Below are 23,674 nucleotides of genomic sequence, written 5' to 3'. Positions count from 1 at the left end.
GAAGTAGACACTCGCAGACCCGTCCCCCAAGGAAAGATCGCGCGATGTCCGTCCCATCCTTCGTCTACAACAGTGTTCCCCAACGCGTGGTCTTCGGTGCGGGTTCCTTGCAGCACCTGGCGCGCGAGATCGATGCACTGGGCGCAAAGCGCGCGCTGGTGCTCTCCACGCCCGAGCAGCGCCCGCAGGCCGAGCGCATCGCCGACATGCTGGGCGCTCACGCGGCCGGCGTGTTCGACCGGGCCGTGATGCATGTGCCCATCGAGACCGCGCGTGAAGCGAGGGAAGTGGCGCAGCGCATGGGCGCCGACTGCGCCGTGGCCATCGGTGGCGGTTCGACCACCGGGCTGGGCAAGGCGATCGCGCTCGACTCGGGCCTGCCGATCCTTGCGATACCAACCACCTACGCCGGCTCCGAGATGACGCCGATCTACGGCATCACCGAAGCCGGCATGAAGAAGACAGGGAAAGACATCAGGGTGCTTCCGCGCACCGTGATCTACGACCCCGAGCTGTCGGCCAGCCTGCCCGTGGGCATGAGCGTGACCAGCGGCATCAACGCCATCGCGCATGCGGCCGAAGGGCTCTACGCCACCGACGCGAATCCGATCATGGACCTGATGGCGCAAGAGGGCATTGCCGCGCTGGGCCGCGCCTTGCCGGCGATCCGCGCATCCGCGAAGGACCCGGGCGCGCGCAGCGACGCGCTCTACGGCGCCTGGCTCTGCGGCACCGTGCTCGGCAATGTCGGCATGGCGCTGCACCACAAGCTGTGCCACACACTGGGCGGCAGCTTCAACCTGGCGCATGCCGAGACCCACACCATCGTGCTGCCGCACGCGCTGGCCTACAACGCGGCGGCGGCGCCCGAGGCGATGGCGCGCATCGCGAAAGCGCTGGGCGGCAGCAACGCCGCGCAGGCCGTGTACGACCTGGCACGCGACAACGGCGCGCCGGTCGCGCTGCGCGACATCGGCATGAAGGAAGCGGACCTCGACCTGGCCTGCGCGCACGCGCTCAAGAACCAGTACCCCAATCCGCGGCCGCTGGAGCGCGATGCGATCCGTGCCTTGCTGCAGAACGCGTGGGAAGGTGTGCGGCCCTGAGCCGCTGTTTCCTGGCGCCTAGCCGGCGGGCGAACGCCATTGCCCGGCGCGCAGCAAAAAAAGCCGGCCCCGCTTTCGCATGGGCCGGCTTGGGTGTGCGAGCCCGCCGAAGCGGGCGGGCGCTGCGAACCGATTACAGCGGCAGTGCGTCGCCACGGGCGGCAGCGCGGGCGGCGGCGCGCACCGTGGCGCGGTCGACGGTGCTGGCCACCACGGGTGCGACGCCCGACGAAGCGCCTTCGGCGTACGGGTTGTCGCTGTGCGCGGCGGCAACGGCTTCGGCGCGGACTGCGGCGCGGCTCGTGGACGAAACGATGGTCGGGGCCGGGCCGGCGTTGACGCCTTCCGCATAGGGGTTGCCGCTGTGCGCGGCCGCCACGGCTTCGGTGCGCACGTCGGTGCGGCTGGCCTGCGAGGCGATCGATTGCACGCCTTCGTAGGTTTCGGCGTGTACGGCACCCGCCGCGCCCAGCATGGCGAATGCGGCGGCGGACAGGGCGATGAGTTGCTTGGTGTTCATGATGAAAGTCCCTTTGACTGACGGTGTGGTCGGCGGACATTCGTCGTTGCCACGCATGCAGTGTGAAACTGCGGCGCGGTTGGCGCTGTGCGTTTGCGCACCGCTTTCGTCGATTACGCGGAAAGGTTTGCGGGCTGCGGGTACAGCACTTGAAGGGGCTCCGAACGTCCCCGCACGGTGAGCGTTTCGGCCCGGCCCATGGTGTCTGCCACACCCGCCTGTTCGGCCGCGAACAGCGAGACGACAAGGCGCGACGCAGCCGTCTTCGAATGGTCCTGCAGCCGGCTCGCGGTGTTGACTACTTCGCCGATGGCGGTGAAGGTCGTGGTCTCCTGATAGCCCACTTCACCCACGGCTGCGCGCCCCGCATGCAGGCCCATGCCGAAGTCCAGTCGCTGGCCGAACTGGGCCTCGAAGCCTTCGCTCCATGCGTCCATGCGCTGGGCGATCAGCGTGGTCGCGTGCAGCGCCTGTTTGCATGCGGCGGGCAGGTCGGTTTCCAGCCCGAAGATCGCCATCACGCTGTCGCCGATGAACTGGTTCGGCACGCCGCCGGCTTCGCGCACGGCCGCACCGACGGTGGCGAAGTAGCGGTCGAGCACATAGGCCAGGTCGAAGGGCCATTGCCGCTCCGACAGCCCCGACCAGCGGCGCAGGTCGACGAACAAGATCGCCACGTCGCGCTCGCGCCCGAAGCTGCCGACCGGCGCGGGCCGGCCTTCGTTGGGCAGCGGCGCGAACAGCGGCGTGACCTCGATGTCGCCGCGCGGGCGCAACTGGCAGGCCAGTCGCACGTCGCCCGGTGCGCGCACACGTTCGAGCGTGCGTTGCTCGTCGCGGCCAGGCACGCCGATGTGCGCGGCGGGGCCGATCACGCGCACGCGGCAGGTGGAGCAGCGCGCTCGCCCGCCGCAGATCGACACATGGTCGATGCCATGCGAGCGGCTCGCTTCCAGCACGCTCCAGCCGAGCGGCACGTGCACCGTGCGGTCCGGGTAGCGCAAGGCCACGGACGGCTGGCGCGACAGGCGCGCAAACCAGGTCCGTCCCCAGCGGGCCGCCAGCAGGGCGAGCAGCGCCAGCGCGTAGAACCACTTGATGCCGTCTTCCGCCGCGCCGAGCGCCTTGCCCTGCGCGGGTGTAGGTACGGTCACCTGCGGCACGCCGGTCCACTGGAACTCGCGGCCCATGGAAACAAAGCCCATCGCGGCTGTCACCGGCAGCAGCACCGCCACGGCCAGCAGCACATAAGAGAAGCGCCGGTAGGCCGGCTGCGCGCGCAGCGCGAAATGCAGGCCCAGGCAGCCGTGCGTCCAGGCCGCGAGCATCATCACGAGCTGCGCGGCGGCGCCCGGCCAGTCCCATAGCCCCCAGACGACGCGCACATACGAGCCGTCGATGCCATAGGCCAGGTAGGCGCCGCGCATGGCGGTCAGGTGCTTGACCAGCAGCAGTGGCAGCGCGAAGCCCAGCAGCACGCGCAGTGCCTCCAGCGGTGGCATGCGCAGGGTGCGGCGCTCCCACAGCGCGACGACGGCCAATGCCAGGTGCGTGGCGGCGGCGCCGTACAGCAGCAGGGTGCCCGGCAGGCTGTGCCAGAAAACCTGCACGGCCCGCAGCACGGTTTCGGCCGCGGCAAAGGAATAGATGCCCAGCGAATGGTTCAGCAGGTGCGCCGTGATGTAGGCCATCAGCACCAGCCCGCTCGCCCAGCGCAGGTTGCGCCGTGTCGGCGGTCTCAGCGAAAAAGGGGAAGAAGGGGGTGGAGGGGAACGTCTGTCCATGAACGGGTTCGAAGCGGCACCCGAGCATAATGCGCGCGCTCCTACCGACCGGCATGGCCACACCTCCCAACTCTCCCCGTTCCAGCCTCGCGCTGCGCCAGATCGCGCTGCTCGAAGGCCTCTCCGACCAGCGTCTGGACCTGCTGGCCCGGCAATGCCTGTGGCACAGCGTTGCGGCCGGCAAGCCCTTGCTGCTGCGCGCCGAGCAGCAGGGCGAGGTGTTCCTGCTGGTCTCCGGCCGCGTGCGGGTGACGACCTATTCGGCCAATGGCCGGCAGGTCACCTTCCGCGATTCCGAAGCAGGCGAGCATTTCGGCGACATTGCCGCCATCGACGGTGGCCCGCGTTCCGCCGACGTGGTCACGCTGGAACCCAGCGTGGTCGCCAGCCTTGATCGCCCTGCCTTCATGGCCCTGCTGCGCGACGAGCCGCTGGTGGCCGAGCGCGTGATGCAGCGCCTGGCTTCTCTCGTGCGGCAGCTCTCGGAGCGCGTGATTGACCTGAGCACCCTCGGTGTGCAGAACCGGCTCCATGCCGAGCTGTTGCGACTGGCGCGTGCCGTGGGGATCGAGCACAACGAGGCCCGCCTGGAGCCCGCGCCCAAGCATGCAGCGCTGGCCAGCCAGATCAGCACCAACCGCGAACAGGTCACGCGCGAACTCAATGTGCTGGTGCGCAGCGGCGTGCTGCGCAAGGACGGCAAGGCTCTGCTGGTGGCCGACGCCGCTCGCTTGGAGCTGATGGTTTCACAGGTCAGGGGCGACGCCGGCTGAGCCGCAGGATCAGTTCCAGCGGCCGTTCGTTCCACCGACGCTGAAGCGGCCGGCGCCCAGCAGCACCACGGTCAGCGCGCCGAACAGGTACAGGCCCTGCAGTTCGAGCGCCCAGCCGCCTTGCTTGGTCAGCGAGAACAGGTCGGCCATGTGCACGAGACCGAAGGCCACGAGCATGTTGATGACTACCACGCCGGCGGCGGCGCGTGTGAAGAGGCCGGCCATCATCAGCAGTGGGGCGACGATTTCGCCGACGAACACCAGGTAGGCCAGGCCGCTCGGCAGCCCCGCCTTGGCCAACATGCCGCCGATGAAGCCGACGCCGGCCGACAGCTTGAAGATGCCGTGCAGCAGCACGAGCACGCCGACCACCACGCGCAGCAGCAGCTTGCCGGAGTCGTCCAGCGTGGCGGGAGAGGGCGAGGTGAACGAAGTCGGTGCGACCGGCGTACGTGCGGTGTTGGAGGCGACAGCCTGGGTGTTCATGGCAGATCCTTGGAAGCTTGAAATGGGAGGGGCCGTCGCGGAGTGCGGCGGTTGCGGTTCCAGTGTGCGGAGCTGTCGTTGGCCGGGATGTGCGTTTACGCACCTTTTCTTGAAATACCCCCGGTTGGTTGTCTGCGATCTTTTTTGGGGCACGTTTTGGCGCTTGCTGTTCAGGGCGTCGCTCGCGCCGACACGGGGCTCTTTTTCGCGAATGTCCCCCGCTTCGCTCCTCCTTTACTTAGCTAAAAAGAGCCCCGTATCGGCGCGAGCGTTGGACAGAGCGGTGGTTGATCCGCAGTACACCAGCAGCGCGTCCATGTGCGAATGACGCCAGGTGCTCCCCGCAGCGAAATAAAGGAGGAGCGAAGCGGGGGACATTCGCGGAGGGGAGTACCCGGTGTCATTCGCACCCGCCCCGAATGAACCCGCACCCGCACCCGCACCCGCACCCGCACCCGCACCCGAAACAACGGTGTACGCCCCCTAGTGCGTGCCGAAGTGCCCAGTCCACTTGCGCTCGTAGTCCATCCTGGCGAAATGCGCCGCCATGAAGTCGATGAAGCTGCGCACCTTCGCCGACAGGTGCTTACGGCTTGGGTACGCGAGGTTGATCGTCAGGTGCGGCAGGTCCCAGTCGTCCAGCGTGGGCACCAGCCGCCCGGCCACGATGTCCTCGTAGACGATGTAGGTCGGCTGCACCAGGATGCCCATGCCGTCGAGCGCGGCGGCGCGCAGCACCTGGCCGTCGTTCGATTCGAGCAGGCCATTGACCGACACCGTGTGCGTCTCGCCCTTGCGGCTGAAGCGCAGCTCGTTCGGGTTGTTGGCGTGGGTGTAGATCAGCAGCTTGTGCTGCTTCAGCTCGTCCAGCGTCTTCGGAAAACCGTGCTGCGCGAAGTAGCGCGGCGAGGCCGCGAGAATGCGCCGCGTCTCGCCCAGCCGGCGGATCGTGACGTTCGAGTCGGGCTCGAACTCGCGCGTGCGGATCGCCACGTCGATGTTGTTGTCGATCAGGTCGAAGTAGCGGTTGGCCGCCTCCACATGCACCGTCACGCCCGGGTAGCGCTGCGTGTACTCGCGCAGCAGCGGCGCGATGTGGTGGATCGAGAACGACAGCGACGCCGTGATGCGCAATGTGCCCGTGGGGTTGAGCGCGGTCGCGTTCACCGTCGATTCGGCATCGGACAGGTCGGCCAGGATGGTTCGGGCGCGTCCGCAGAACTCGCGGCCGGTGTCCGTCAGGTACAGGCGGCGCGTGTTGCGCTCCACCAGCCGCGCACCGAGGCGGGCTTCGAGCGCGCTCAGGTGGCGGCTCGCGGCAGCGTTCGACAGGCCCAGCGCTTCGGCCGCGCGGCTCAGGCTGCCGGCATCGGCGATCTGCACCAGCAGTGCGATTTCGGTCCAGCGGTCCATGGGCGTGTCTCCGGGGCTTGTCGTCTTTTGTCGGGCCAGTAACTCCGGGGAATGGACCGCTGGACTCCAATGCGGCCAAACCGTTGACTTTGCGCAGCCAACCTAAGAGTCGCGACCAAATAGTCGTGGACCGATTTTCCCTGCTATTGCGCTGGCACGGTCATTTTCAGGACATGCGGCTGGACGGTCTCATCCCTTGCTGTGCCAGGTAAAGTCGGCTGATACACTTTGCGCGCGTTGTCAGGTGTCCTGGCGCCCCGTGGAAACGGCGGGGCGGCCAGGGTGAAACGGGAAGTCGGTGCGCAGCGGTGATGAACACCGCGCCATGCCGACGCTGCCCCCGCAACGGTAAGCGAGTCAGAAGCAAAACCCCGGGATTCGGTCCCACACCACTGTGTCACGAACGGCATGGGAAGGTGGTCTTTGCAGGAGAGCCGATGGCCCTCCGCTCGCGAGCCCGGAGACCGGCCTGACGACCAGCGCATGACCTTGCGGTGGGCGAGGATCGGCGGGCGACGCATTGCGTCCGGCTCGATGCATCAGGTCATCCGCCAGATCAGTATTTGCTGACGCCTCCCGATTTTTCCCCCTCCCGCCGGGTCTTACCGACCATCTATCGCGCGGCGGGCGCGGAGGGATCATCATGAACGAGCGAGCCATCGCTCCAGGCAGCGCTCCGCATGGAGCGTTCACACCGGGAACCGTCTGGTTCGTCGGCGCGGGTCCGGGCGACCCGGAACTCATCACCGTCAAGGGCCGTGGCCTCGTCGAACGCGCCGGGGCGATCCTGTTCGCGGGCTCACTCGTGAGCGAGGCCGCCACGCGCTGGGCGCCCCCCGATTGCGTGATCGCCGACAGCAAGGACATGACGCTCGAGCAGATGTCGGCCTGGCTGATCGCGCAGGCCGCGCGCTGCCAGACCGTGGTCCGCCTGCAGACCGGCGATCCGGGTCTCTACGGCGCGCTGATCGAACTGGTGCAGCCTCTGGATGCGGCGGGTGTGCCGATCGGTGTCGTGCCGGGTGTTTCGTCCGCCATGGCCTCGGCCGCGGCGGCGGTGGAGAGCCTCACGCTGCCCGAGGTCACGCAGACCGTGATCTTCACGCGCGTCGAAGGCCGCACGCCGATGCCCGAAGGCGAGTCGCTGGAGGCGCTGGCCGCGCACCACAGCACGCTGTGCATCTTCCTGAGCATCACGCTGATAGGCAAGGTCATGGCTGCGTTGACGGCCGCCGGCTGGTCACCCGATGCACCTGTCGTGGTCGTCCACAAGGCGAGCTGGCCGGGCGAAGAAAAGATCGTGCGCGGCACGGTCGCCACCATCCAGGCGCTGTGCCGCGAGGCCCGCATCGTGAGCCAGTCGATGATCATCGCCAGCCCCACGCTGGGCGCACGGCAGTGGACCACGCTTGCCAAATCCAAACTCTACGACGCGAGCTTCACGCACCGCTTTCGGCGCGCGAGCGTTCCCGTCGAAAGCCTCCTGCAGGACCCTCCATGAGCACCGAAACCATTCTCCTGGTGGGCCACGGCTCGCGCGAAAAATCCGGCAACGATGAGATCGAGGCTTTCGCAGCGCAATGGCGCGAGCGGCAACCGGGCTGGCGCATCGAGGTCTGCTTCATCGAGTTCTCCGAAGTCACGATGAGCGAGGGCCTGCGCCGCGCAGCCGAGTGCGCGCCACGCGTGGTCGTGGTGCCGCTGATCCTCAACGCGGCGGGCCACGTGAAGATGGACATTCCGCAGGCCATCGATGGGGCGCGGCTCAAGTACCCGATGGTGCAGTTCCTCTATGCGCCGCATCTCACGGCCTGCGACCCGATCCTGGCGATTTTGCGGCGGCGCCTGAAGGGCGCGATGCAGGCGCTGGACATGCCCGACCCGACCACCACCGGCGTGGTCATCCTGGGCCGGGGTTCGTCGGACCGGCAGGCCAACGGCGACATGGCGAAGATGGCGCGCTGGCTGCTGGAGGAAACCGACCACGAGCTGGTGGACCTGGCCTTCACGGGCATCACCTACCCGCGCCTGGAGAAGGCCGTGCAGCGCCAGAGCCTGCAGGGCATGAAGCAGGTGGTGGTGCTGCCGTACTACCTGTTCAACGGCACGCTGGTCGAGCGCATTGCGCGCCAGGTCGAAAACCTGAAGGCGCAATACCCGACGATCCGCTTCGTCTCGACCCGGTATTTCGGCTTCGAGCCCGAGATCTTCACGCTGCTGGAGCAACGCGTGAATGACCTGCGGCGCGGCGCGCCGATCGCGCTCATGCCCTGCGACGGCTGCAAGTTCCGCGACTTCGCGGTGGAACACGGCCTGGGCGGCCACCACCATGACGATGCGGTGCCGCACAGCCATGGAGACGACCATCCGCACCCGCATGATCACGATCAAGATCACGCGCATGACCACCCCCAAGCGCACAGCACGGCGGCGGCCATTCGATGAAACCGGCGTCCTCCATGGCGGCCAACGTCGTCACCGAGCAGCTCACCGCGGCCGGCCGCGCCATCGAGCATGACTCCTTCGCGGTCATCGACCGTGAGGTGACATCGCACGCCTATACGGCCGACCAGTGGCCCGTGGTGCGCCGAATGATCCATGCGAACGCCGACTTCGACTTCAACGGCCTGACCGACTTCCACCCGGACGCGATCGACGCTGCCATCGCCGCCATCCGCTCGCGCGAGAGCCGCGTGGTGGCCGACGTCGAGATGATCTGCGTGGGCCTCTCGGCTCCGCGCCTGACCCACTTCGGCATGGGCACGCACCAGTTCATCAGCGAAGAGGACGTGATCGCGCAGGCCAAGGCCGAAGGCACCACGCGCGCCGTGCAAGCCATGCGCAAGGCACACCGCCTGGGGCTGGTCGACGGCGCGATCGTCGGCATCGGCAATGCGCCGACCGCGCTGATCGAAATCGTGCGGCTGATCCATGAAGAAGGTGCGCGCCCGGCGCTGGTGGTCGGCATGCCGGTCGGCTTCGTGTCGGCGGCCGAGTCGAAGGACCTGATGGCGCTCGAAGCTGGCGTGCCCTGGATCGTGATCCGCGGCCGCAAGGGCGGCTCCACGCTGGTGGTGGCCGCGATCCACGCGCTGCTGGGTCTGGCCGAGGCGCACGAGCACGCCGCATGATGGACAAGGGCGCACCCCGTGGCACCCGCACCGGTTTCACGACCGGTGCGTGTTCGGCCGCGGCGGCGCGCGCGGCGGTGATCGGCCTGGTCACCGGCCAGGTGCCCGACGAGGTGGAATGCCTGCTGCCCAACGGCGACCTGGTGCGCTTCGCGGTGCAGGACGGCCGCGTCGACACCGCGAGTGCGAGCGCGCATGCGATGGTCATCAAGGACGCTGGCGACGACCCCGACTGCACCGACAAGGCCCATCTCACCGCCGATGTGCGCGTGCTGCCTGAACTGGCGGGGCAGGTGCTGCTGGCGGGCGGCGTCGGCGTGGGCACCGTCACCATGCCGGGGCTCGGGCTCGCCGTCGGCGGGCCGGCCATCAACCCGGTGCCGCGCCGCAACATCGAGGCGAACGTGCGCGCGGTGGGCACGACCTTGCTCGACGAAGTCGGACTGGAAGTCGCGATCTCCGTGCCGCAGGGCGAGGAGATGGCCAAGAAGACGCTCAATGCGCGCCTGGGCATCCTCGGCGGCATTTCCATCCTGGGCACGACCGGCATCGTCAAGCCCTATTCCACCGCCGCCTACCGCGCGAGCGTGGTGCAGGGTGTGCAGGTGGCGGGCACGCTGGGCCATGGCGTGGTCGTGCTCACGACCGGCGGGCGCACCGAGAAGTTCGTGATGGCCGAAATGCCCGAGCTGCCCGAGCCGGCCTTCGTGCAGATGGGCGACTTCCTGCGCTATGCGATGGGCGCAGCGGTCAAGGCCGGGATCAAAAAGGTCGTGATCGGCGGCATGGTCGGCAAGCTCACCAAGATCGCGCAGGGCGAAACCATCACCCACGCCGGCCGCGCCGAGGTCGACACCGGCCTGCTGGCCGACCTGGCTGCCGGGCTTGGTGCGCCACCCGATGTGTGCGACGCGATCCGCGGCAACGAGACCGCGCGCTATGCCGGCGAGCGCATGGATGCGCTCGGGCTCGGCACCGCCTTTCACACGGCGCTTGCGCAGCGCGTCATCCAGACGCTGCGCACGCGCTACCCCGACCAGTTCGAATTGAAAGTGCTGGTCTGCGACTTTGAAGGTCGAAAGATCGCGGAGGCCTCCTGAACACCGACAACCACATGACGAACAAATGCCGCATCCTCGGCGTGCTGGACGACGGCGATGCGAGCCTCGGCCGCAGCGCGCTGGCGCATCTGCAGCACGCGCAACTGGTCATCGGCGGCGCGCGCACGCTGGCCCTGTTCGCGTCGCACATCACACCCGACGCGGTGCAGCGCGACCTGACCGGTGGTCTCTCGCAAGTACCCGAATGGATTCGCGCCGCGCAGGCCGAGGGGCAGCGCGTGGTCGTGCTGGCCACCGGCGATCCGCTGTGCCACGGCATCGCGGCCTTTCTGGCGGCGCGCCTGTGCCTGGAGGCGATCGAGGTCCTTCCCAACGTGTCGACGCTGCAGTTGGCCTGTGCGCGCCTAGGCCTGCCATGGCAGGAGATGAAGTTCGCCTCCGTGCACGCCAAGGACGCGGGCGACTGGCTGCCGGGCTCGCCGCCCACGCACGGCCTGTATGCGCTGCTGCGCGACATCCGGCAGCACGATCGCCTGGCCGTGCTCACCAGCCCCGACAACACGCCCGACCGCATCGCGCGCATGCTCGTGGCCGAGGGCCTGGCCGACGACTTCGAGATGGCCGTCGCCGAGCGTCTGTGCCAGCTCGAGGAACGCGTGGTCAGCGGCATGCGCATCACCGCCGCGGCGCAGATGCACTTTGCCGACCCGAACGTGGTGCTGCTCTGGCGTACCCGGCTGCGGGCGCCGCAGGTGCTGTTCGGCCTGCCGGACGCCAGCTTCGAGCAGCGCCATCCCGAGAAGGGCCTGATCACCAAGAACGAGGTGCGCGCGGTTTCGCTCGCGCGCATGCAGTTGCGCACCGACAGCGTGGTGTGGGACATCGGCGCGGGCTCCGGCTCGGTCGGGCTGGAGGCCGCACGGCTGTGCTGGCGCGGGCATGTCTACGCGATCGAGAAGAACGCGGACGACAGCGCCATCGTCGCGCGCAACCGGCAGGCCATGGGCATCAGCAACCACAGCCTGGTGCACGGCAAGGCGCCTGAGGGCCTGGCGGCGTGGGCCGACCCGGATGCGGTGTTCATCGGCGGCTCCGGCGGCGAGCTGGCCGAGCTCATTGCGCTGGTGCTGCGGCGCCTGCGCCCGGGCGGCTGGCTGGTGATGAACTTCGTGACCATCGAGAACCTCGCAGGTGCGGTCGAGGCGCTGAAGGCGCAAGGCGCGAGCTGGGACGTGTTGCAACTGCAGGCCTCGCGCAGCAAGCCGATCCTGCACATGCATCGGCTTGCGGCCGAGAACCCGGTGTGGCTGGTCTGCGCGCAAAGGGGTGAGGCTCACGCGCAGACGGGCGGTGCGGCATGACGGCGCCTGGCATGCTCCACGGCGTCTCGCTCGGCCCTGGCGACCCCGACCTGATCACGCGCCGCGCCTGGTCGCTCCTGACGCGCCCCGACGCCATCTGGACCTACCCCGTTCGCAGCCTGCGCAAGGAAAGCTACGCGCTGGACATCGCGCTGCGCGCCGGGCTGACGACGCCCGCGCAGCATCAGGCCTTGTTGTTCCCGATGACGCACGACGTCGAGAAGCTCGCGCGCCACTGGCTCAAGGCCGCCGAGACCGTGCAGGCGTTGCTGGCGACCGGGCAGGACGTGCTGTTCCTGGTCGAGGGCGATGCCTCCACCTACGCGAGCTTCTGCTACCTGGCACGCGTGCTGCGCCAGCTTGACCCGGCCGCGCGCATCGAGGTCGTGCCCGGCGTGACCTCTTTCAATGCGGCCTGCGCGCGCCTGCAACTGCCGCTGTCCGAACAGGACGACACCGTCGCCATCGTGCCGGCGGCTTACGGCATTGTCGCGGTCGAGAAGATGCTCGACGACTTCGACACGCTGGTGCTCATGAAGGTCAAGCCGCTGCTCGACGACCTGATCGACCTGCTGGCGCGGCGCGGCCTGCTCGAACACAGCCGCTTCATCGAGAAGGCCGGCTCGCCGGTCGAACGCATCGTGCACGACGTGGCCAGCCTGAAGGGCACGAAGGTCAACTACCTGTCGCTGCTGCTGGTGAAGAACCCCGGCCGCGAACGCGGCGAACTGGTGCGCGGCTGCCGCAAGAAAACCAGCACTGAAATTGAAGAGGAATCCCCGAATGACGAATGAAGCCGCACCCCGTGTGGTGCTTGTGGCCATCACCAAACACGGCGCACAGCAGACGGCCGGGCTGGCGTGCCTGCTGCCCGAGGCCAGCGTGTGCGTGGCCGACAAGTTCGCGCCGCTCATGGCCGGGCTGCCCAACCCCGTGCGCGCCTATGCAGGCGCTTTTCGCGACGAGATCGCCGCGTTGTTCGCGGACTTCGATCAGGTCGTGTTCTTCGTTTCGCTCGGCGCGGTGGTGCGCCTGATTGCACCGCACCTCAAGAGCAAGGACGAGGACCCGGGCGTGCTGGTGGTGGACGACGCTGCGCAGTTCGTGATTCCGGTGCTGTCGGGCCACGTGGGCGGCGCGAATGCGATGGCCGAGCAGATCGCCGCATTGCTGGGCGCGACCGCCGTGCTGACCACCGCGTCGGACGTGGGCAAGACCATCCCCGTCGACATCCTCGGGCGTGAACTCGGCTGGAAAGTGGAAGCACCCAAGATCAACATCACGCGCGTCTCGGCCCATGTGGTGAACGGCGAGCCGGTCGCGGTGGTGCAGGAGGCGGGCAGCCCGGATTGGTGGACCCGCCCGACGTCCCTGCCTGCCAACATCCACCGGTTCGCGCGTTTCGACGAGGTCGACCTCGCACGCTTCAAGGCCGTGCTGTGGATCACGCAGGCCGAGGTGAGCGCCGAGCGCTGGACCGCGCTGGAGGAACGCCTTGTGGTCTATCGGCCGCCGCAATGAGCCCGGCGCGCTATGCCATCGGCCTGGGCTGCGACCGCGGCACGCCGCAGGCCACGCTGCAGCAAGTGCTCGACGAGGCGCTGGCCGGCATCGGCGCGCAATTGGCACAGGTGGCGGCGGCGGCCAGCATCGACCTGAAGGCCGACGAGCCCGGCCTGCTGGCGCTGGCCGCAACCCACGGCTGGGCGATGCGCTTCTATCCCGCCGAGCAACTGGCGGACGTGCCCGTGCCGCATCCGTCGGAGACGGTGCGCAGGCACACCGGCACGCCCTCGGTCAGCGAGGCGGCCGCGCTGCTGGCCGGTGGCGGCCTGCCGATGACGGCGCTGGTCGTGCCCAAGCACAAACACCGCGGCGCCGACGGGTGCCACGCGACGATCTCGATCGCGCGCATGTCCTGAATCTCAACCCCGAACGGAACCCGCAATGAACGTCATCGCACACAACGCTGCACACAACACGCGCCGCGTGTCGACCCCATGAGCGGCAAGATTTCGCTGGTCGGCATCGGCCCCGGCAGCCACGACCACATGACCCAGCGCGCGCTGGCCGCCATCGCCGAAGCCGACGTGGTGGTCGGCTACACCACCTACATCAAGCTGGTCACCGATCTGCTCGAAGGCAAGGAAGTGATCCGCAAGGGCATGACCGAAGAGCTCGACCGCGCGGTCAACGCGCTCGAGCGTGCCCGCGAAGGCAAGAAGGTCGCGCTGATCTCCAGCGGAGACGCCGGCGTCTACGGCATGGCTGGCCCGACCTACGAGGTGCTGTTCCAGGCCGGCTGGACGCCGGACTCCGACATCGCCGTCGAGGTGGTGCCCGGCGCGTCGGCCATCAACGCCTGCGCGGCGCTGGTGGGCGCGCCGCTCACGCACGACTTCTGCTCGATCTCGCTGAGCGACCTGCTCACGCCCTGGCCGGTGATCGCGCGACGGCTCGACGCGGTGGCAGCGGCCGATTTCGTGGTGGCCCTCTACAACCCGAAGAGCGGGCGGCGCACCCAGCAGATCGTGCAGGCGCAGCAACTGTTTTTGCGGCACCGGCGGCCGGACACACCGGTGGCGGTGGTCAAGTCGGCCTACCGCCGGCGCGAGCGCATCGAGTTCACCACGCTGGCCCACATGAGCGAGTGCGACATCGGCATGCTGACGACCGTGCTCATCGGCAACAGCCACACCTTCCTGCAGCACGGCCTGATGGTCACGCCGCGCGGCTATGCCAACAAGTACGACCTGGATGACGGTGGCAGCACACGCAGCGGCGAGAAGCCCGGCCGCTCGCTGTCCACCGGCCTGCTGGGCTGGATGACCAACCTGCGCGCCGATCGTGCCGACGGCATGAGCATCGCCGCGCTCGCGGCGCAGCACCGTCTGCCCGCCGACTACATCGAGGCTGTGCTCGCAGCACCGGTGGAGCCGGAGGCCGCCGTGGCTGTGCCGGTCGAGGAGGCGCAGGAATGACCGAGGTCGTCAAGCCCAAGATCGGCGCCTACAAGCGCCATCTGCTGGTCTGCACCGGCCCGCGCTGCAGCCCCGATGGCGCCTCGCAGGATCTGTTCGACAGCCTGGGCGACAAGTTCAAGGCAGCGGGGCTCAACGAGGGGGAACTGCGCGTCAAGCGCAGTCGCGTCGGCTGCTTCGCCGCCTGCAAGGGCGGCCCGGTGATGTGTGTGCAACCCGACGGCACCTGGTATTACAACGTCACGCCGCAGAACATGGACCGCATCGTCGCCCAGCACTTGGTGAGGGGCGAGATTGTGGAAGACCTTGTGTTCCACCAGGGCCCCGGGCTGGCGCTCGACGAGGAAACCTGAGACGCCAGGGAAATCCTGGCGCAGCGCGGTGCGACCGTTCCGCTGGGTGGAAAAATCATTTGCGCCCGGGGTGCTTTCAGCAATGGGGTGTGCGGCCTACAGTGCGCCGTATTGAAGTGAAAACTGGAGACACCACGATGCGCAACCTCAACCAGGACAACATCACGCAAGCCGTGCTCGCGCGCTTTGCCGACACGCCCGATCCGCGTCTGCACGAGATCATGACCAGCCTGGTGCAGCACCTGCATGCCTTCGCGCGCGAGGTGAAGCTCACCGAGGCCGAGTGGTTCCAGGGCATCCAGTACCTCACGGCCACCGGGCAGAAGTGCGACGACAAGCGCCAGGAGTTCATCCTGCTGTCGGACGTGCTGGGCCTGTCGATGTTGACCATCGCGATGAACAACGACAAGCCGGCCGGCTGCACCGAAGCCACCGTGTTCGGCCCTTTCTACTTCGAGGGCGCGCCCGAGTACGAGCACGGGGACGACGTGGCCAACGGCGCCAAGGGAGCGCCTTGCGACGTGTTCGCGACGGTGCGCGGTCTCGACGGCAAGCCTGTTGCTGGCGCAGTGGTCGACGTGTGGCAGGCCGACGAGGGCGGCCACTACGACGTGCAGCACGAAGGGCTCGACCACTCCGAGAACCGAGGTCGTCTGCACACCGGGGCCAACGGTTCGCTGCACTTTCGCAGCGTGCTGGCCGAGGCCTACCCGATTCCGGTCGACGGGCCGGTCGGCGACCTGCTGCGCGCGACCAAGCGGCACCCGTGGCGGCCTGCGCATCTGCATTTCAAGATCGAGGCGCCGGGCTATGAACGGCTCATCACCCATGTGTTTCGCGAGGGCGACCAGTGGCTCGACTCCGACGCGGTGTTCGCGGTGCGCCAGTCGCTGGTGGCGCCGTGGACGCGGCAGGACAACGGGCGCTGGCGGCTCGACTTCGATTTCGTGCTCAATCCGGCTGCTCCGGCTGCCTGAAAAGGTCGTCTGGCGCGAGGCGCATTCGGGGTGCGTGCGCATGACACCGGGAGCTCCCCTGTGCGAATGTCCCCCGCTTCGCTCCTCCTCTATTTCGCTGCGGGGAGCACCCGGCGTCATTCGCACAGGGGCACGCTGCGGGTGATCCTGCGAACAACGACTGCTCTGTCCAACGCTCACGTCGATACGGTGCTCTTTTTCGCGAAATAAAGGAGGAGCGAAGCGGGGGACATTCGCGAAAAAGAGCACCGTGTCGGCGTGAGTGCGCCCTGAACAGTAGCGCCCCGAACAACGCACTCCAAACCCAGGCCTGCTACGCTCGCCAAGCCCGCCACCACGGCGGTTTTTTTGCGTCCGTCACATCCCATGGCCTTTCCCCTCATCACCGATCCGCATTTCTATGCGGTCGCCATTCCCGCCGTGCTGCTGCTCGGCATCAGCAAGAGCGGCTTCGGCGCCGGCTTCGGTTCGCTCGCGGTGCCGATGATGGCGCTGGCGGTCACGGTGCCACAGGCTGCCGCGATCCTGATGCCGCTGCTGTTGCTGATGGACCTGCTGGGCCTCGCCGCATTCCGGCGCGACTTCGACAGTTCGCTGCTGAAGTTCCTGATCCCGTTCGGGCTGCTCGGCACGGTGGTCGGCACGCTGCTGTTTCGCATGCTGACGCCGCACACGGTGGCGGGCATCGTCGGCGTGTTCACGCTGCTGTTTCTCGCGCAGCGCCTGCTGTTTCCGCCCAAGCCCAACGACCCGTTGCCTTCGCGCGGCGTGGGGGCGGTGCTGACGACGGTGTCGGGCTTCACCAGCTTCATCGCCCACGCGGGCGGCCCGCCGATCAACGCCTATGTGATTCCGCTGCGGCTCACGCCGGTGGTGTTCACCGCGACGATGGCCTACTTCTTCTTCGTGGTGAATCTCAGCAAGTGGATTCCCTATGCGTGGCTCGGCCTGCTCGACTTTCGCACGCTGGCCACCTCGCTGGTGCTGATGCCGATCGCGCCCTTCGGCGTGTGGGTCGGCATTCGCATTGCACGCCGCATCGATGCGACGTGGTTCTATCGCTTCGTGTACCTGGGCATGCTGCTCACGGGCCTCAAGCTCGTGTACGACGGGTTCATCGCCTGAGCTTGAGACCGGTGCTGCGCAAGCTCAGAGTTCGACGATGGATTTGAAGCCGCCGTAGATCATCCGCTTGGCATCGAAGGGCATCGTCTTCGGGTCCATCGACGAGATGCGCGGGTCCGCCATGACCTTCGCATTCACCGTGTCGCGGTGCTTGCGCGATTTGTAGGTGATCCACGAGAAGGCCACCGTCTCGTCGGCCTTCTGTTTCACGCTTTGCGGGAATGACGTGAGCTTGCCGGGCTTCACGTCGTCGGCAATGCACTCCACGTATTCGAGTGCGCCGTACTCCATCCAGACCTTGCCGGCCTTGCGTGCCAGCTTGCGATAGGCCTCGACGTTCTGGGTGGGAATGGCAACGATGAATCCGTCCACATAGCGAGCCATGGGTGATCTCCTGAACATTGAATAGAAACGTTGAAGAAAAAAGACGGGCGCTTGCATGGCGTCGCGTTCACGACGCCGCTGTTTCGCCTGCCGTGCCTGGGGTTGCCGCTTCTTCGTTGTTCTGCATTTGCCCCGGTGAAGCGGTGCGAAGCAGCAAGACCCCGATCAGACCTGCCACCGCCGCGAACACGGCGCCGACAAGAAACGCAAGGTTGTAGCCACCGGTGAGCGCCAGCGGCATCTGCGCGCCGGCAGCTTCCATGGCGCCGGTGCGTGCCGCCGCGGCGCTGGCCAGCACGGCCAGGCCCAGCGCGCCGCCCATCATGAAGGCGGTGTTGACCACGCCCGAGGCCAGGCCCGAATCGGCCGGATCGACCTCGCTCATGGCCGCCAGCAGCATCGGGTTGAACGCCATGCCGGCGCCCAGGCCCAGCAGCATCATGCCGGGCAGCACATCGAACACGAAGTTGCCGTTGACCGGCGCGCGCGCGAACAGCGCCAGCCCGATGGCCGCGAGCCACAGCCCGGCCGCGAGCGGCCCGCGGATGCCGAAGCGCATCACCAGCTTGGCCGACAGGCCCAGCGAGAACACCGCCATGATCACGTTGGCCGGCAGGAAGGCCAGCCCGATCTGCATCGGCGTGTAGTTCAGCACCAGTTGCATGTACAGCGCCGAGATGAAGAACCACGCGAACATGGCCGCGGCCCACAGCACGCCCACCACGTTGGCCACCGACACGCTGCGCAGGCGGAACAGGCCCAGCGGCATCAGCGGATGCTGCACGCGGGCTTCAATGGCAATGAACACGGCCAGCAGCACCACGGCCGCGCCGAGCAGGCCCACCGTTTGCGTGGAGCCCCAGCCGGCCTCGTTGCCGTTGACCACGCCATAGACTGCGAGCATGAGCGACAGCGTGACGGTGACCGCGCCGGCCACGTCGAGCTTTTCGCCGTGCGCCTGGCCGCGCGCATTGGGCAGCAGCGCCACGCACAGTGCGTACACGGCAATGCCGATGGGCAGATTGACCAGGAAGATCCAGTGCCAGCTCAGCGTGCTGGTGAGCAGGCCACCGAGCAGCACGCCGATGCTGCCGCCGCCGGCGCAGACAAAGCCGTAGACGCCCATGGCCTTGGCGCGCTCGGCCGGCTCGGTGAAGAGATTCATGATCAGCGAGAGCGACACGGCCGACACCACCGCGCCGCCCAGCCCCTGCACTGCGCGCGCAGCGACCAGCAGCCCCTGTGAGTTGGCGATGCCGCAGGCCAGCGAAGCGAGCGTGAACAGCACGAGGCCGATCAGGAAGAGTTTGCGGTGGCCATATAGATCACCGAGCCGGCCCCCCAGCAGCAGGAAGCCGCCGAAGGTCAGCATGTAGGCATTCACCACCCAGACCAACGAGGTTTCGGTGAAGCCCAGGTCGGTACGGATAGAGGGCAATGCCACGTTCACGATGGTGGTGTCGAGCACGATCATCAGGACGCCGAGGCACAGAACCATCAATGCGAGCCAGCGCTTGCGGCTGTCGAGTGTGTCGGTCATGGGAGGTGAGCTCCTGGAATACGCGAAAAAGTGAAAGGGTCAGACCAGCGGCTTGCCGCCGTTGATCAGCCATGGAGTGCCGAAGCGGTCGGTCACCATGCCGAAGGCCTCGACCCAGAAGGTCTTGCCAAAGGGCATCGTGACATTGCCGCCGTCGGCGAAGGCGTTGAACACGCGCTGTGCGTCGGCGACGGTCTCGATGGTCAGCGCCACGCCGAAGCCTTTCATGCCTTCGTAGGCCTGGCCGGGCATGGTGTCGGAGGCCATCAGCATGCCGTCGCCGTAGGTCAGCGCCGCATGCATGATGCGATTCGCCGCGCCGGGCGGGAATTGCTCGGCACCGGGCGCCTCGCCCATGGTCATCATCATGTGCATCTTGCCGCCGAGTGTTTTCTCGTAGAAGCGCATGGCCTCTGCTGCATTGCCGTCGAACGTGAGGTAAGCGTGAATGGGAGACATGGGGTTTCCTTTGGATGGAGGTGAGGTGAGGTGAGGTGAGGTGAGGTGAGGTGAGGTGAGGTGAGTGAGAGCGGAAGTCTTCTTGGTGTTGTTCGGGGTTCTTATTTTTCAGTCGCGGTCTTGAGGTTGGCCAGGCCCGCCTCGAAGTCCTTGCCGATCATGGTGTCCATGTTGAAGAAGATGCCCATGAGCTTCGCGACGTAGGGGCTCGGGCCGTACATGGCCCAGGTGACCTGCGTTGCGTCGCCCTGGGGCTGCAGCGTGAACTCGGCCACGTTGTGGCCTTCAAAGGGCTTGATGAAATCGAGCTTGATCGCGATCTTCGAAGCGGGCGCCGATTCGGTGATCTCCATGCGGCCTGCACCGGCCTTGCCGTTGCCTTCCCAGGCGTAGGTCGCACCCTTGCCGGCGGGCGCGCCGCCAAAGCTGCGCTTCATTTCAGGCTCCAGCTTCTCGTAGGGCGACCAGGCGCTCCAGCGATGGAAGTCGTCGATCAGCGGAAAGATCTTCTCGGCCGGGGCCTGGATGCGCGTCGTGCGTTCCACGCGGAAGGTGTCGGGCCGGGTGGCGGCGTAGATGAGCAGCACGGCGATCAGGGCGAGGACGACAAGCGCAATTTTCTTGAGCATGAAAAAACTCCGAAGACAGGGTCAGGCAGTAGTGGGTTGGCCGGGGCGCGGCATCAGTCGGCGTTGACCACCAGCAGCCAGCCTACGCCGAAGCGGTCACTGAGCATGCCGAAGCTGGAGGTGAAGAAGGTCGGGATCAGCGGCTGCATCACCTGGCCGCCGTCCGCCAGCGCGTCGAACCATTTGCGTGCGTCGGCATCGGTCCTGGCCGTGAGCGCCAGCATCACGCCCTTGAACTCGGGCTGGCCCGAGCAGCGGCCGTCGGAGGCCATGAGCTCGGTCTCGCCGATGCGAACGACCGCATGCATCACCTTGTCGGGTGCGGGGCCGGCACCCGCGCAGCCGGCTTCGGCGTTGTTGCCGGGGGCGCCTTCGGCGGGCGCTTCGCTGTAGCGCATCAACTGGACGACTTCGGCGCCGAGCGCCTTCTTGTAGAAGCCGAGGGCTTCGTCGCAACGGCCCTCGAACGAGAGGTAAGACTGGACTTTCATGGCGTTTCCTTTGGCGAAGAGGTGTGGGGGTGGCCTCCGGTGTCTCAGGCCGCAAACAATCGGATTACTTTGTGTACACCGTCCACAAAGAATAACAAAGATAATGGACGGTGTCCACATGGAGAAGCGATGAAGCTCAACAACGTCCCCGCCGGCCTGCCCGCCGCCCGCAGCACTTATCGCCACGGCGATCTGCGCCGCGCGCTATTGGACGCGGGCATCGAACTGGCCCGCGATGGCGGCCCGGACGCGGTGGTGTTGCGCGAAGCCACGCGGCGCGCGGGCGTGGTGCCGAACGCGGCGTACCGCCATTTCGGCAGCCGGCAGGAACTGCTGCTGGCGGTGCGCGAAGCGGCCTTGTCGGCGGCGGCCAGCGCGATGGAAAAAGAACTGGCGGTGTTGCCCTGCGACCAGCCACCCGCCGACTTTGCGCGGGCGCAGGTGCGCGCCATCGGCACCGCCTACCTGCGGTTCGCGCAGGCCGAGCCGGGCCTGTTCCGCACGGCGTTCGTGATTTCCGACGAGGGCAATGGCGAGCTGGGCCCGGCAAGGGCCGGCGCCAGCGGGCTCGACTCTTTCCAACTGCTCAGCGCGGCCATCGACCGACTGGTGGATGCGGGCGTGCTCGACCCGGCGCGGCGCCCCGACGCCGAATACTTCGCGTGGTCGGCGGTGCACGGCCTGGCGCTGCTCGTCATCGACGGGCCGCTGCGCGGCACCGATGCCGCCGCCGTCCATTCGCTCGGCCAGCGCCTGATCGACATGGTCGAGCGCGGCCTCTGACCGCGTCGGCTAGAGATAGATTTTCTGCAGCAGCTTGATGAGCGTCTCGCGCTCGCGCGCCGTGAGCTTGGCGCTGGCATCGGCTTCGAGCTGCACCACGGCCTGCTCGGCCTCGCGGATCAACGTTTCACCGGTGGGAGTGAGGTGCAGCCCCACCGCGCGGCCGTCATGTGGATGCGGCCGGCGCTCGATCAGGCCCCGGCTGTCCAGCGTGGCCACCAGGCTCACGAGGTTGGGAGGCAGGATGTCGAGCGTGTTGCACAGTTGCCGCGAAGTGGCGCCAGGGTTGTGCGCCAGCAATGACAGCACCGAAAAGTCGATCTGCTTGAGCCCGTAGGGCGCCATGCGCTCTGCGAAAAGGTCGCTGACGACCAGCCAGGCGCGGCGGGCGTTGTAGCCGACCAGGGTTTCGAGCATGCGCGCGTCGAGCCGGTCGGACTTGCCTTGCGGCGCCGCGGTCAGCTCGCCTTTCGCGGGGACGGATTTCGTTGAAGGGCGCATGGCAAGAGCGTAACCGCTCGCGCGGTCGCTGGATGCCTACTGCGCGACACCGGCAGCCTTTGTCGTTTCTGCCGAATGCGTCAAGGCCACGGTCTCGCAGGCCCGCTTGACGATGCCCAGCCGCATCTCGAACTCCGGCAGCACCCAGCGCCGGAAGGCCGCCGCAGCCCGTGCCCGCATGGCGCGGCCCGGGTTATTCGAGGCGGTCGCTTCATCGGCCACCTCGATGCGCGCCCAGGCCCAGGCCAACATGGTGAGCACCACCACCCGCAGGTAGTCGTCGGCCGCTTCATATGGCAGCACGGGGTTGGCGTGTGCGGCCATCGCGACGGTGGTGCCCAGGTAGCGCAACTGCGCCAGCCGGCGCTGCACGTCGGCATCGGCCTCGCGCGAGGCGTCGAGCGTGTCGCGCAACTCGAGCAGCACGGCCGACATGGCGGCGCCGCCATCGGGCAGCACCTTGCGCACCAGCAGGTCGATGGCCTGGATCTCGTTGGTGCCCTCGTAGATCATCGTCACGCGTGCATCGCGCACCACCTGCTCGATGCCCCATTCGCGCACGTAGCCGTGGCCGCCGAACACCTGCAGGCATTCGCTCGCGCCGTGAAAGGCCTGCTGCGTGCATGCCGACTTGAGCACCGGTGTGACCAGAGAGCACCAGCGCTGCGCTCGCTCGCGGGCCTTGGAGTCGGCGTCGTGCGCGGCGATGTCGAGCATCAGCGCACTGCGATAGGCCAGGGTGCGCGCGCCATCGATCCAGGCGCGCTGCGTGTCGAGGATGCGGCGGATCGCGGGATGCTCGGCGATCAGGTCGGCGGGCTCGTTGCCCCGGCTTGCGGGCACGGGGCCGGGCGCGCGCATCTGGCGGCGTTCGGCCGCATAGGCATCGGCCTTCTGCCAGGCGGCATCGAGCAGGCCGATGCCCTGCAGCGCCACATGCAGGCGTGCCGAATTCATCATCACGAACATCGCGGCGAGACCCCGGCCCGGTTCACCGATCAGCCAGCCGGTGGCTTCGTCGAAGCGCATCGTGCAGGTCGGGCTGCCGTGCAGGCCCATCTTTTCTTCGATGCGTTCGCAGTGCACCGCATTGCGTGTGCCATCGGACAGCAGCTTGGGAACGAGCACCAGCGACAGGCCCTTGGGGCCGGCCGGCGCATCCGGCAGCCGGCACAGCACGAGATGCACGATGTTCGGCGTCAGGTCGTGCTCGCCGCCCGAAATGAAAATTTTGCCGCCGCTCACGCGCAGGCTGCCATCGGCCTGCGGCACGGCGCGCGTGCGCACCTGCCCCAGGTCGCTGCCCGCGTGCGCTTCCGTCAGGCACATCGTGGCAAGCCATTCGCCGGTCGCGATCTTGTGCAGATAGCGTTGCTTCAGCTCCTCGCTGCCGTGGTGCTTGAGGCAGGCGTAGGCGCCATGCAGCAGGCCTGGCGCCATCGTGAGGCCATGGTTGGCCGCGGCGAGCCATTCGTAGAGCACCGCTTCGAGCACGGCAGGCAGGCCCTGTCCGCCGTCTTCCGTGGCAGCCGAGAGCGCGGGCCAGCCACCATCGACAAAGGCCTGGTAGGCCGCGCGAAAGCCCGGTGGCGAGACGACCTCGCCATCGGCGAAGCGACAGCCGACTTCATCGCCCTCGCGGTTGATCGGCGCCACCACCTCGCCGACGAAGCGCGCGGCCTCTTCGAGCACCTGCGACTGCAGGGCTTCGTCGACCTCGGCAAAGGGCGCGAGTGCGCGCAGGCGCATTGGCGCATCGAGCACGGCGTTGAGCAGAAAGCGGATGTCTTCGGGGCGGGGCTGGTAGTCCATCGGG

Annotated in this window: 26 protein-coding genes and 1 riboswitch; of the genes, 15 read left to right on the top strand and 11 right to left on the bottom strand. The window is 67.6% G+C overall.

Features of this window, described 5'->3' with window-relative positions:
* Positions 1-44: 44 nt before the first annotated feature.
* A complete protein-coding gene (locus H7F35_RS06790) occupies positions 45-1,106 on the top strand; it encodes a maleylacetate reductase (RefSeq protein WP_187112167.1) in 1,062 nt (353 codons plus the stop codon).
* A gap of 133 nt (positions 1,107-1,239) precedes the next feature.
* Here H7F35_RS06790 and H7F35_RS06785 read toward each other — a convergent pair whose 3' ends face one another.
* Together H7F35_RS06785 and H7F35_RS06780 are read right to left on the bottom strand one after the other, a co-directional pair.
* Positions 1,240-1,626, bottom strand: coding sequence for a helicase SNF2 (locus tag H7F35_RS06785; RefSeq protein ID WP_187112166.1), 387 nt, complete (start codon positions 1,624-1,626; stop codon positions 1,240-1,242).
* 113 nt (positions 1,627-1,739) lie between these two features.
* Complete coding sequence (locus tag H7F35_RS06780) at positions 1,740-3,410, bottom strand: adenylate/guanylate cyclase domain-containing protein (RefSeq protein ID WP_187112165.1); 1,671 nt, start codon at positions 3,408-3,410, stop codon at positions 1,740-1,742.
* A 29-nt stretch (positions 3,411-3,439) separates the two neighbouring features.
* On the opposite strand from H7F35_RS06780, the gene H7F35_RS06775 reads away from it, so the two are divergent.
* Complete coding sequence (locus H7F35_RS06775) at positions 3,440-4,183, top strand: Crp/Fnr family transcriptional regulator (RefSeq protein WP_187112164.1); 744 nt, start codon at positions 3,440-3,442, stop codon at positions 4,181-4,183.
* Positions 4,184-4,192: 9 nt separating this feature from the next.
* On the opposite strand, the gene H7F35_RS06770 is transcribed toward H7F35_RS06775, so the two are convergent.
* Both H7F35_RS06770 and H7F35_RS06765 read right to left on the bottom strand, forming a co-directional pair.
* Entirely contained in the window at positions 4,193-4,669 is a 477-nt protein-coding gene (locus H7F35_RS06770; RefSeq protein WP_187112163.1) for a DoxX family protein, read from the bottom strand.
* Positions 4,670-5,152: 483 nt separating this feature from the next.
* Entirely contained in the window at positions 5,153-6,082 is a 930-nt protein-coding gene (locus tag H7F35_RS06765; RefSeq protein WP_187112162.1) for a LysR family transcriptional regulator, read from the bottom strand.
* Between the two features lie 225 nt (positions 6,083-6,307).
* Positions 6,308-6,570: riboswitch (cobalamin riboswitch) on the top strand.
* 155 nt (positions 6,571-6,725) lie between these two features.
* Between H7F35_RS06765 and cobM the strand changes: the two genes are divergently transcribed.
* The 12 genes from cobM (at position 6,726) to H7F35_RS06705 (ending at position 17,071) form a co-directional block, all read left to right on the top strand.
* Positions 6,726-7,583 (top strand): precorrin-4 C(11)-methyltransferase, encoded by an 858-nt coding sequence (cobM, locus tag H7F35_RS06760; protein WP_187112161.1) that lies wholly within the window; start codon positions 6,726-6,728, stop codon positions 7,581-7,583.
* On the top strand, positions 7,580-8,527 hold the full coding sequence (locus H7F35_RS06755; protein ID WP_187112160.1) for a sirohydrochlorin chelatase: 948 nt from the start codon (positions 7,580-7,582) through the stop codon (positions 8,525-8,527). Before cobM ends, H7F35_RS06755 begins: the two co-directional genes overlap by 4 nt.
* The gene (locus H7F35_RS06750; protein ID WP_222622011.1) at positions 8,524-9,213 is read left to right on the top strand and encodes a precorrin-8X methylmutase; all 690 of its coding nucleotides are present in this window, start codon (positions 8,524-8,526) and stop codon (positions 9,211-9,213) included. The genes H7F35_RS06755 and H7F35_RS06750 overlap by 4 nt, the downstream gene beginning before the upstream one ends.
* The gene (locus tag H7F35_RS06745; protein WP_187112159.1) at positions 9,210-10,313 is read left to right on the top strand and encodes a cobalt-precorrin-5B (C(1))-methyltransferase; all 1,104 of its coding nucleotides are present in this window, start codon (positions 9,210-9,212) and stop codon (positions 10,311-10,313) included. Before H7F35_RS06750 ends, H7F35_RS06745 begins: the two co-directional genes overlap by 4 nt.
* A 14-nt stretch (positions 10,314-10,327) precedes the next feature.
* Positions 10,328-11,635 (top strand): precorrin-6y C5,15-methyltransferase (decarboxylating) subunit CbiE, encoded by a 1,308-nt coding sequence (gene cbiE, locus H7F35_RS06740; protein ID WP_187112158.1) that lies wholly within the window; start codon positions 10,328-10,330, stop codon positions 11,633-11,635.
* On the top strand, positions 11,632-12,429 hold the full coding sequence (gene cobI / locus H7F35_RS06735; RefSeq protein WP_187112157.1) for a precorrin-2 C(20)-methyltransferase: 798 nt from the start codon (positions 11,632-11,634) through the stop codon (positions 12,427-12,429). The genes cbiE and cobI overlap by 4 nt, the downstream gene beginning before the upstream one ends.
* Positions 12,419-13,156 carry a cobalamin biosynthesis central domain-containing protein gene (locus H7F35_RS06730; protein WP_187112156.1) on the top strand — a complete coding sequence of 246 codons (738 nt, stop codon included), beginning with the start codon at positions 12,419-12,421 and terminating at the stop codon, positions 13,154-13,156. Before cobI ends, H7F35_RS06730 begins: the two co-directional genes overlap by 11 nt.
* Positions 13,153-13,557 (top strand): cobalamin biosynthesis protein, encoded by a 405-nt coding sequence (locus H7F35_RS06725; RefSeq protein ID WP_187112155.1) that lies wholly within the window; start codon positions 13,153-13,155, stop codon positions 13,555-13,557. Before H7F35_RS06730 ends, H7F35_RS06725 begins: the two co-directional genes overlap by 4 nt.
* Before the next feature lie 78 nt (positions 13,558-13,635).
* Positions 13,636-14,616, top strand: coding sequence for a precorrin-3B C(17)-methyltransferase (gene cobJ, locus H7F35_RS06720; RefSeq protein ID WP_187112154.1), 981 nt, complete (start codon positions 13,636-13,638; stop codon positions 14,614-14,616).
* On the top strand, positions 14,613-14,969 hold the full coding sequence (locus tag H7F35_RS06715) for a (2Fe-2S) ferredoxin domain-containing protein (RefSeq protein WP_187112153.1): 357 nt from the start codon (positions 14,613-14,615) through the stop codon (positions 14,967-14,969). The genes cobJ and H7F35_RS06715 overlap by 4 nt, the downstream gene beginning before the upstream one ends.
* Before the next feature lie 137 nt (positions 14,970-15,106).
* Entirely contained in the window at positions 15,107-15,946 is an 840-nt protein-coding gene (locus H7F35_RS06710) for an intradiol ring-cleavage dioxygenase (RefSeq protein ID WP_187112152.1), read from the top strand.
* A 366-nt stretch (positions 15,947-16,312) separates the two neighbouring features.
* Complete coding sequence (locus H7F35_RS06705; RefSeq protein WP_187112151.1) at positions 16,313-17,071, top strand: sulfite exporter TauE/SafE family protein; 759 nt, start codon at positions 16,313-16,315, stop codon at positions 17,069-17,071.
* Between the two features lie 24 nt (positions 17,072-17,095).
* On the opposite strand, the gene H7F35_RS06700 is transcribed toward H7F35_RS06705, so the two are convergent.
* The 5 genes from H7F35_RS06700 to H7F35_RS06680 form a co-directional block, all read right to left on the bottom strand.
* A complete protein-coding gene (locus H7F35_RS06700; RefSeq protein WP_187112150.1) occupies positions 17,096-17,455 on the bottom strand; it encodes a DUF1428 domain-containing protein in 360 nt (119 codons plus the stop codon).
* Positions 17,456-17,522: 67 nt separating this feature from the next.
* Entirely contained in the window at positions 17,523-18,995 is a 1,473-nt protein-coding gene (locus tag H7F35_RS06695) for a DHA2 family efflux MFS transporter permease subunit (RefSeq protein WP_187112149.1), read from the bottom strand.
* Between the two features lie 39 nt (positions 18,996-19,034).
* Positions 19,035-19,454 (bottom strand): VOC family protein, encoded by a 420-nt coding sequence (locus tag H7F35_RS06690; protein ID WP_187112148.1) that lies wholly within the window; start codon positions 19,452-19,454, stop codon positions 19,035-19,037.
* Positions 19,455-19,555: 101 nt separating this feature from the next.
* Positions 19,556-20,083 (bottom strand): SRPBCC family protein, encoded by a 528-nt coding sequence (locus H7F35_RS06685; protein WP_187112147.1) that lies wholly within the window; start codon positions 20,081-20,083, stop codon positions 19,556-19,558.
* Between the two features lie 53 nt (positions 20,084-20,136).
* Positions 20,137-20,574, bottom strand: a complete 438-nt coding sequence (locus H7F35_RS06680) for a VOC family protein (RefSeq protein ID WP_187112146.1) — start codon at positions 20,572-20,574, stop codon at positions 20,137-20,139.
* Positions 20,575-20,703: 129 nt separating this feature from the next.
* On the opposite strand from H7F35_RS06680, the gene H7F35_RS06675 reads away from it, so the two are divergent.
* Positions 20,704-21,357, top strand: coding sequence for a TetR/AcrR family transcriptional regulator (locus H7F35_RS06675; protein ID WP_187112145.1), 654 nt, complete (start codon positions 20,704-20,706; stop codon positions 21,355-21,357).
* 9 nt (positions 21,358-21,366) lie between these two features.
* Here the strand turns inward: H7F35_RS06675 and H7F35_RS06670 are convergent, their stop codons facing one another.
* Both H7F35_RS06670 and H7F35_RS06665 read right to left on the bottom strand, forming a co-directional pair.
* Positions 21,367-21,858 carry a MarR family winged helix-turn-helix transcriptional regulator gene (locus tag H7F35_RS06670; RefSeq protein ID WP_187112144.1) on the bottom strand — a complete coding sequence of 164 codons (492 nt, stop codon included), beginning with the start codon at positions 21,856-21,858 and terminating at the stop codon, positions 21,367-21,369.
* A 36-nt stretch (positions 21,859-21,894) separates the two neighbouring features.
* Entirely contained in the window at positions 21,895-23,670 is a 1,776-nt protein-coding gene (locus H7F35_RS06665) for an acyl-CoA dehydrogenase family protein (protein ID WP_187112143.1), read from the bottom strand.
* Positions 23,671-23,674: the final 4 nt, after the last annotated feature.

The sequence above is a fragment of the Variovorax sp. PAMC26660 genome, assembly GCF_014302995.1.
Classification (GTDB): Bacteria; Pseudomonadota; Gammaproteobacteria; order Burkholderiales; family Burkholderiaceae_C; genus Variovorax.
This window is presented reverse-complemented; position numbering and strand designations above follow the sequence as displayed.

Coding starts and splice junctions, on each gene's coding strand:
- cobM (WP_187112161.1), top strand. CDS start 6,726: ATGAACGAGCGAGCCATCGCTCCAGGCAGCGCTCCGCATGGAGCGTTC.
- H7F35_RS06710 (WP_187112152.1), top strand. CDS start 15,107: ATGCGCAACCTCAACCAGGACAACATCACGCAAGCCGTGCTCGCGCGC.
- H7F35_RS06775 (WP_187112164.1), top strand. CDS start 3,440: ATGCGCGCGCTCCTACCGACCGGCATGGCCACACCTCCCAACTCTCCC.
- H7F35_RS06665 (WP_187112143.1), bottom strand. CDS start 23,670: ATGGACTACCAGCCCCGCCCCGAAGACATCCGCTTTCTGCTCAACGCC.
- H7F35_RS06685 (WP_187112147.1), bottom strand. CDS start 20,083: ATGCTCAAGAAAATTGCGCTTGTCGTCCTCGCCCTGATCGCCGTGCTG.
- H7F35_RS06730 (WP_187112156.1), top strand. CDS start 12,419: ATGACGAATGAAGCCGCACCCCGTGTGGTGCTTGTGGCCATCACCAAA.
- H7F35_RS06715 (WP_187112153.1), top strand. CDS start 14,613: ATGACCGAGGTCGTCAAGCCCAAGATCGGCGCCTACAAGCGCCATCTG.
- H7F35_RS06705 (WP_187112151.1), top strand. CDS start 16,313: ATGGCCTTTCCCCTCATCACCGATCCGCATTTCTATGCGGTCGCCATT.
- H7F35_RS06765 (WP_187112162.1), bottom strand. CDS start 6,082: ATGGACCGCTGGACCGAAATCGCACTGCTGGTGCAGATCGCCGATGCC.
- H7F35_RS06690 (WP_187112148.1), bottom strand. CDS start 19,454: ATGTCTCCCATTCACGCTTACCTCACGTTCGACGGCAATGCAGCAGAG.
- cbiE (WP_187112158.1), top strand. CDS start 10,328: ATGACGAACAAATGCCGCATCCTCGGCGTGCTGGACGACGGCGATGCG.
- H7F35_RS06755 (WP_187112160.1), top strand. CDS start 7,580: ATGAGCACCGAAACCATTCTCCTGGTGGGCCACGGCTCGCGCGAAAAA.
- H7F35_RS06785 (WP_187112166.1), bottom strand. CDS start 1,626: ATGAACACCAAGCAACTCATCGCCCTGTCCGCCGCCGCATTCGCCATG.
- H7F35_RS06680 (WP_187112146.1), bottom strand. CDS start 20,574: ATGAAAGTCCAGTCTTACCTCTCGTTCGAGGGCCGTTGCGACGAAGCC.
- H7F35_RS06695 (WP_187112149.1), bottom strand. CDS start 18,995: ATGACCGACACACTCGACAGCCGCAAGCGCTGGCTCGCATTGATGGTT.
- cobI (WP_187112157.1), top strand. CDS start 11,632: ATGACGGCGCCTGGCATGCTCCACGGCGTCTCGCTCGGCCCTGGCGAC.
- H7F35_RS06790 (WP_187112167.1), top strand. CDS start 45: ATGTCCGTCCCATCCTTCGTCTACAACAGTGTTCCCCAACGCGTGGTC.
- H7F35_RS06700 (WP_187112150.1), bottom strand. CDS start 17,455: ATGGCTCGCTATGTGGACGGATTCATCGTTGCCATTCCCACCCAGAAC.
- H7F35_RS06780 (WP_187112165.1), bottom strand. CDS start 3,410: ATGGACAGACGTTCCCCTCCACCCCCTTCTTCCCCTTTTTCGCTGAGA.
- H7F35_RS06675 (WP_187112145.1), top strand. CDS start 20,704: ATGAAGCTCAACAACGTCCCCGCCGGCCTGCCCGCCGCCCGCAGCACT.
- H7F35_RS06725 (WP_187112155.1), top strand. CDS start 13,153: ATGAGCCCGGCGCGCTATGCCATCGGCCTGGGCTGCGACCGCGGCACG.
- H7F35_RS06750 (WP_222622011.1), top strand. CDS start 8,524: ATGAAACCGGCGTCCTCCATGGCGGCCAACGTCGTCACCGAGCAGCTC.
- H7F35_RS06770 (WP_187112163.1), bottom strand. CDS start 4,669: ATGAACACCCAGGCTGTCGCCTCCAACACCGCACGTACGCCGGTCGCA.
- H7F35_RS06745 (WP_187112159.1), top strand. CDS start 9,210: ATGATGGACAAGGGCGCACCCCGTGGCACCCGCACCGGTTTCACGACC.
- H7F35_RS06670 (WP_187112144.1), bottom strand. CDS start 21,858: ATGCGCCCTTCAACGAAATCCGTCCCCGCGAAAGGCGAGCTGACCGCG.
- cobJ (WP_187112154.1), top strand. CDS start 13,636: ATGAGCGGCAAGATTTCGCTGGTCGGCATCGGCCCCGGCAGCCACGAC.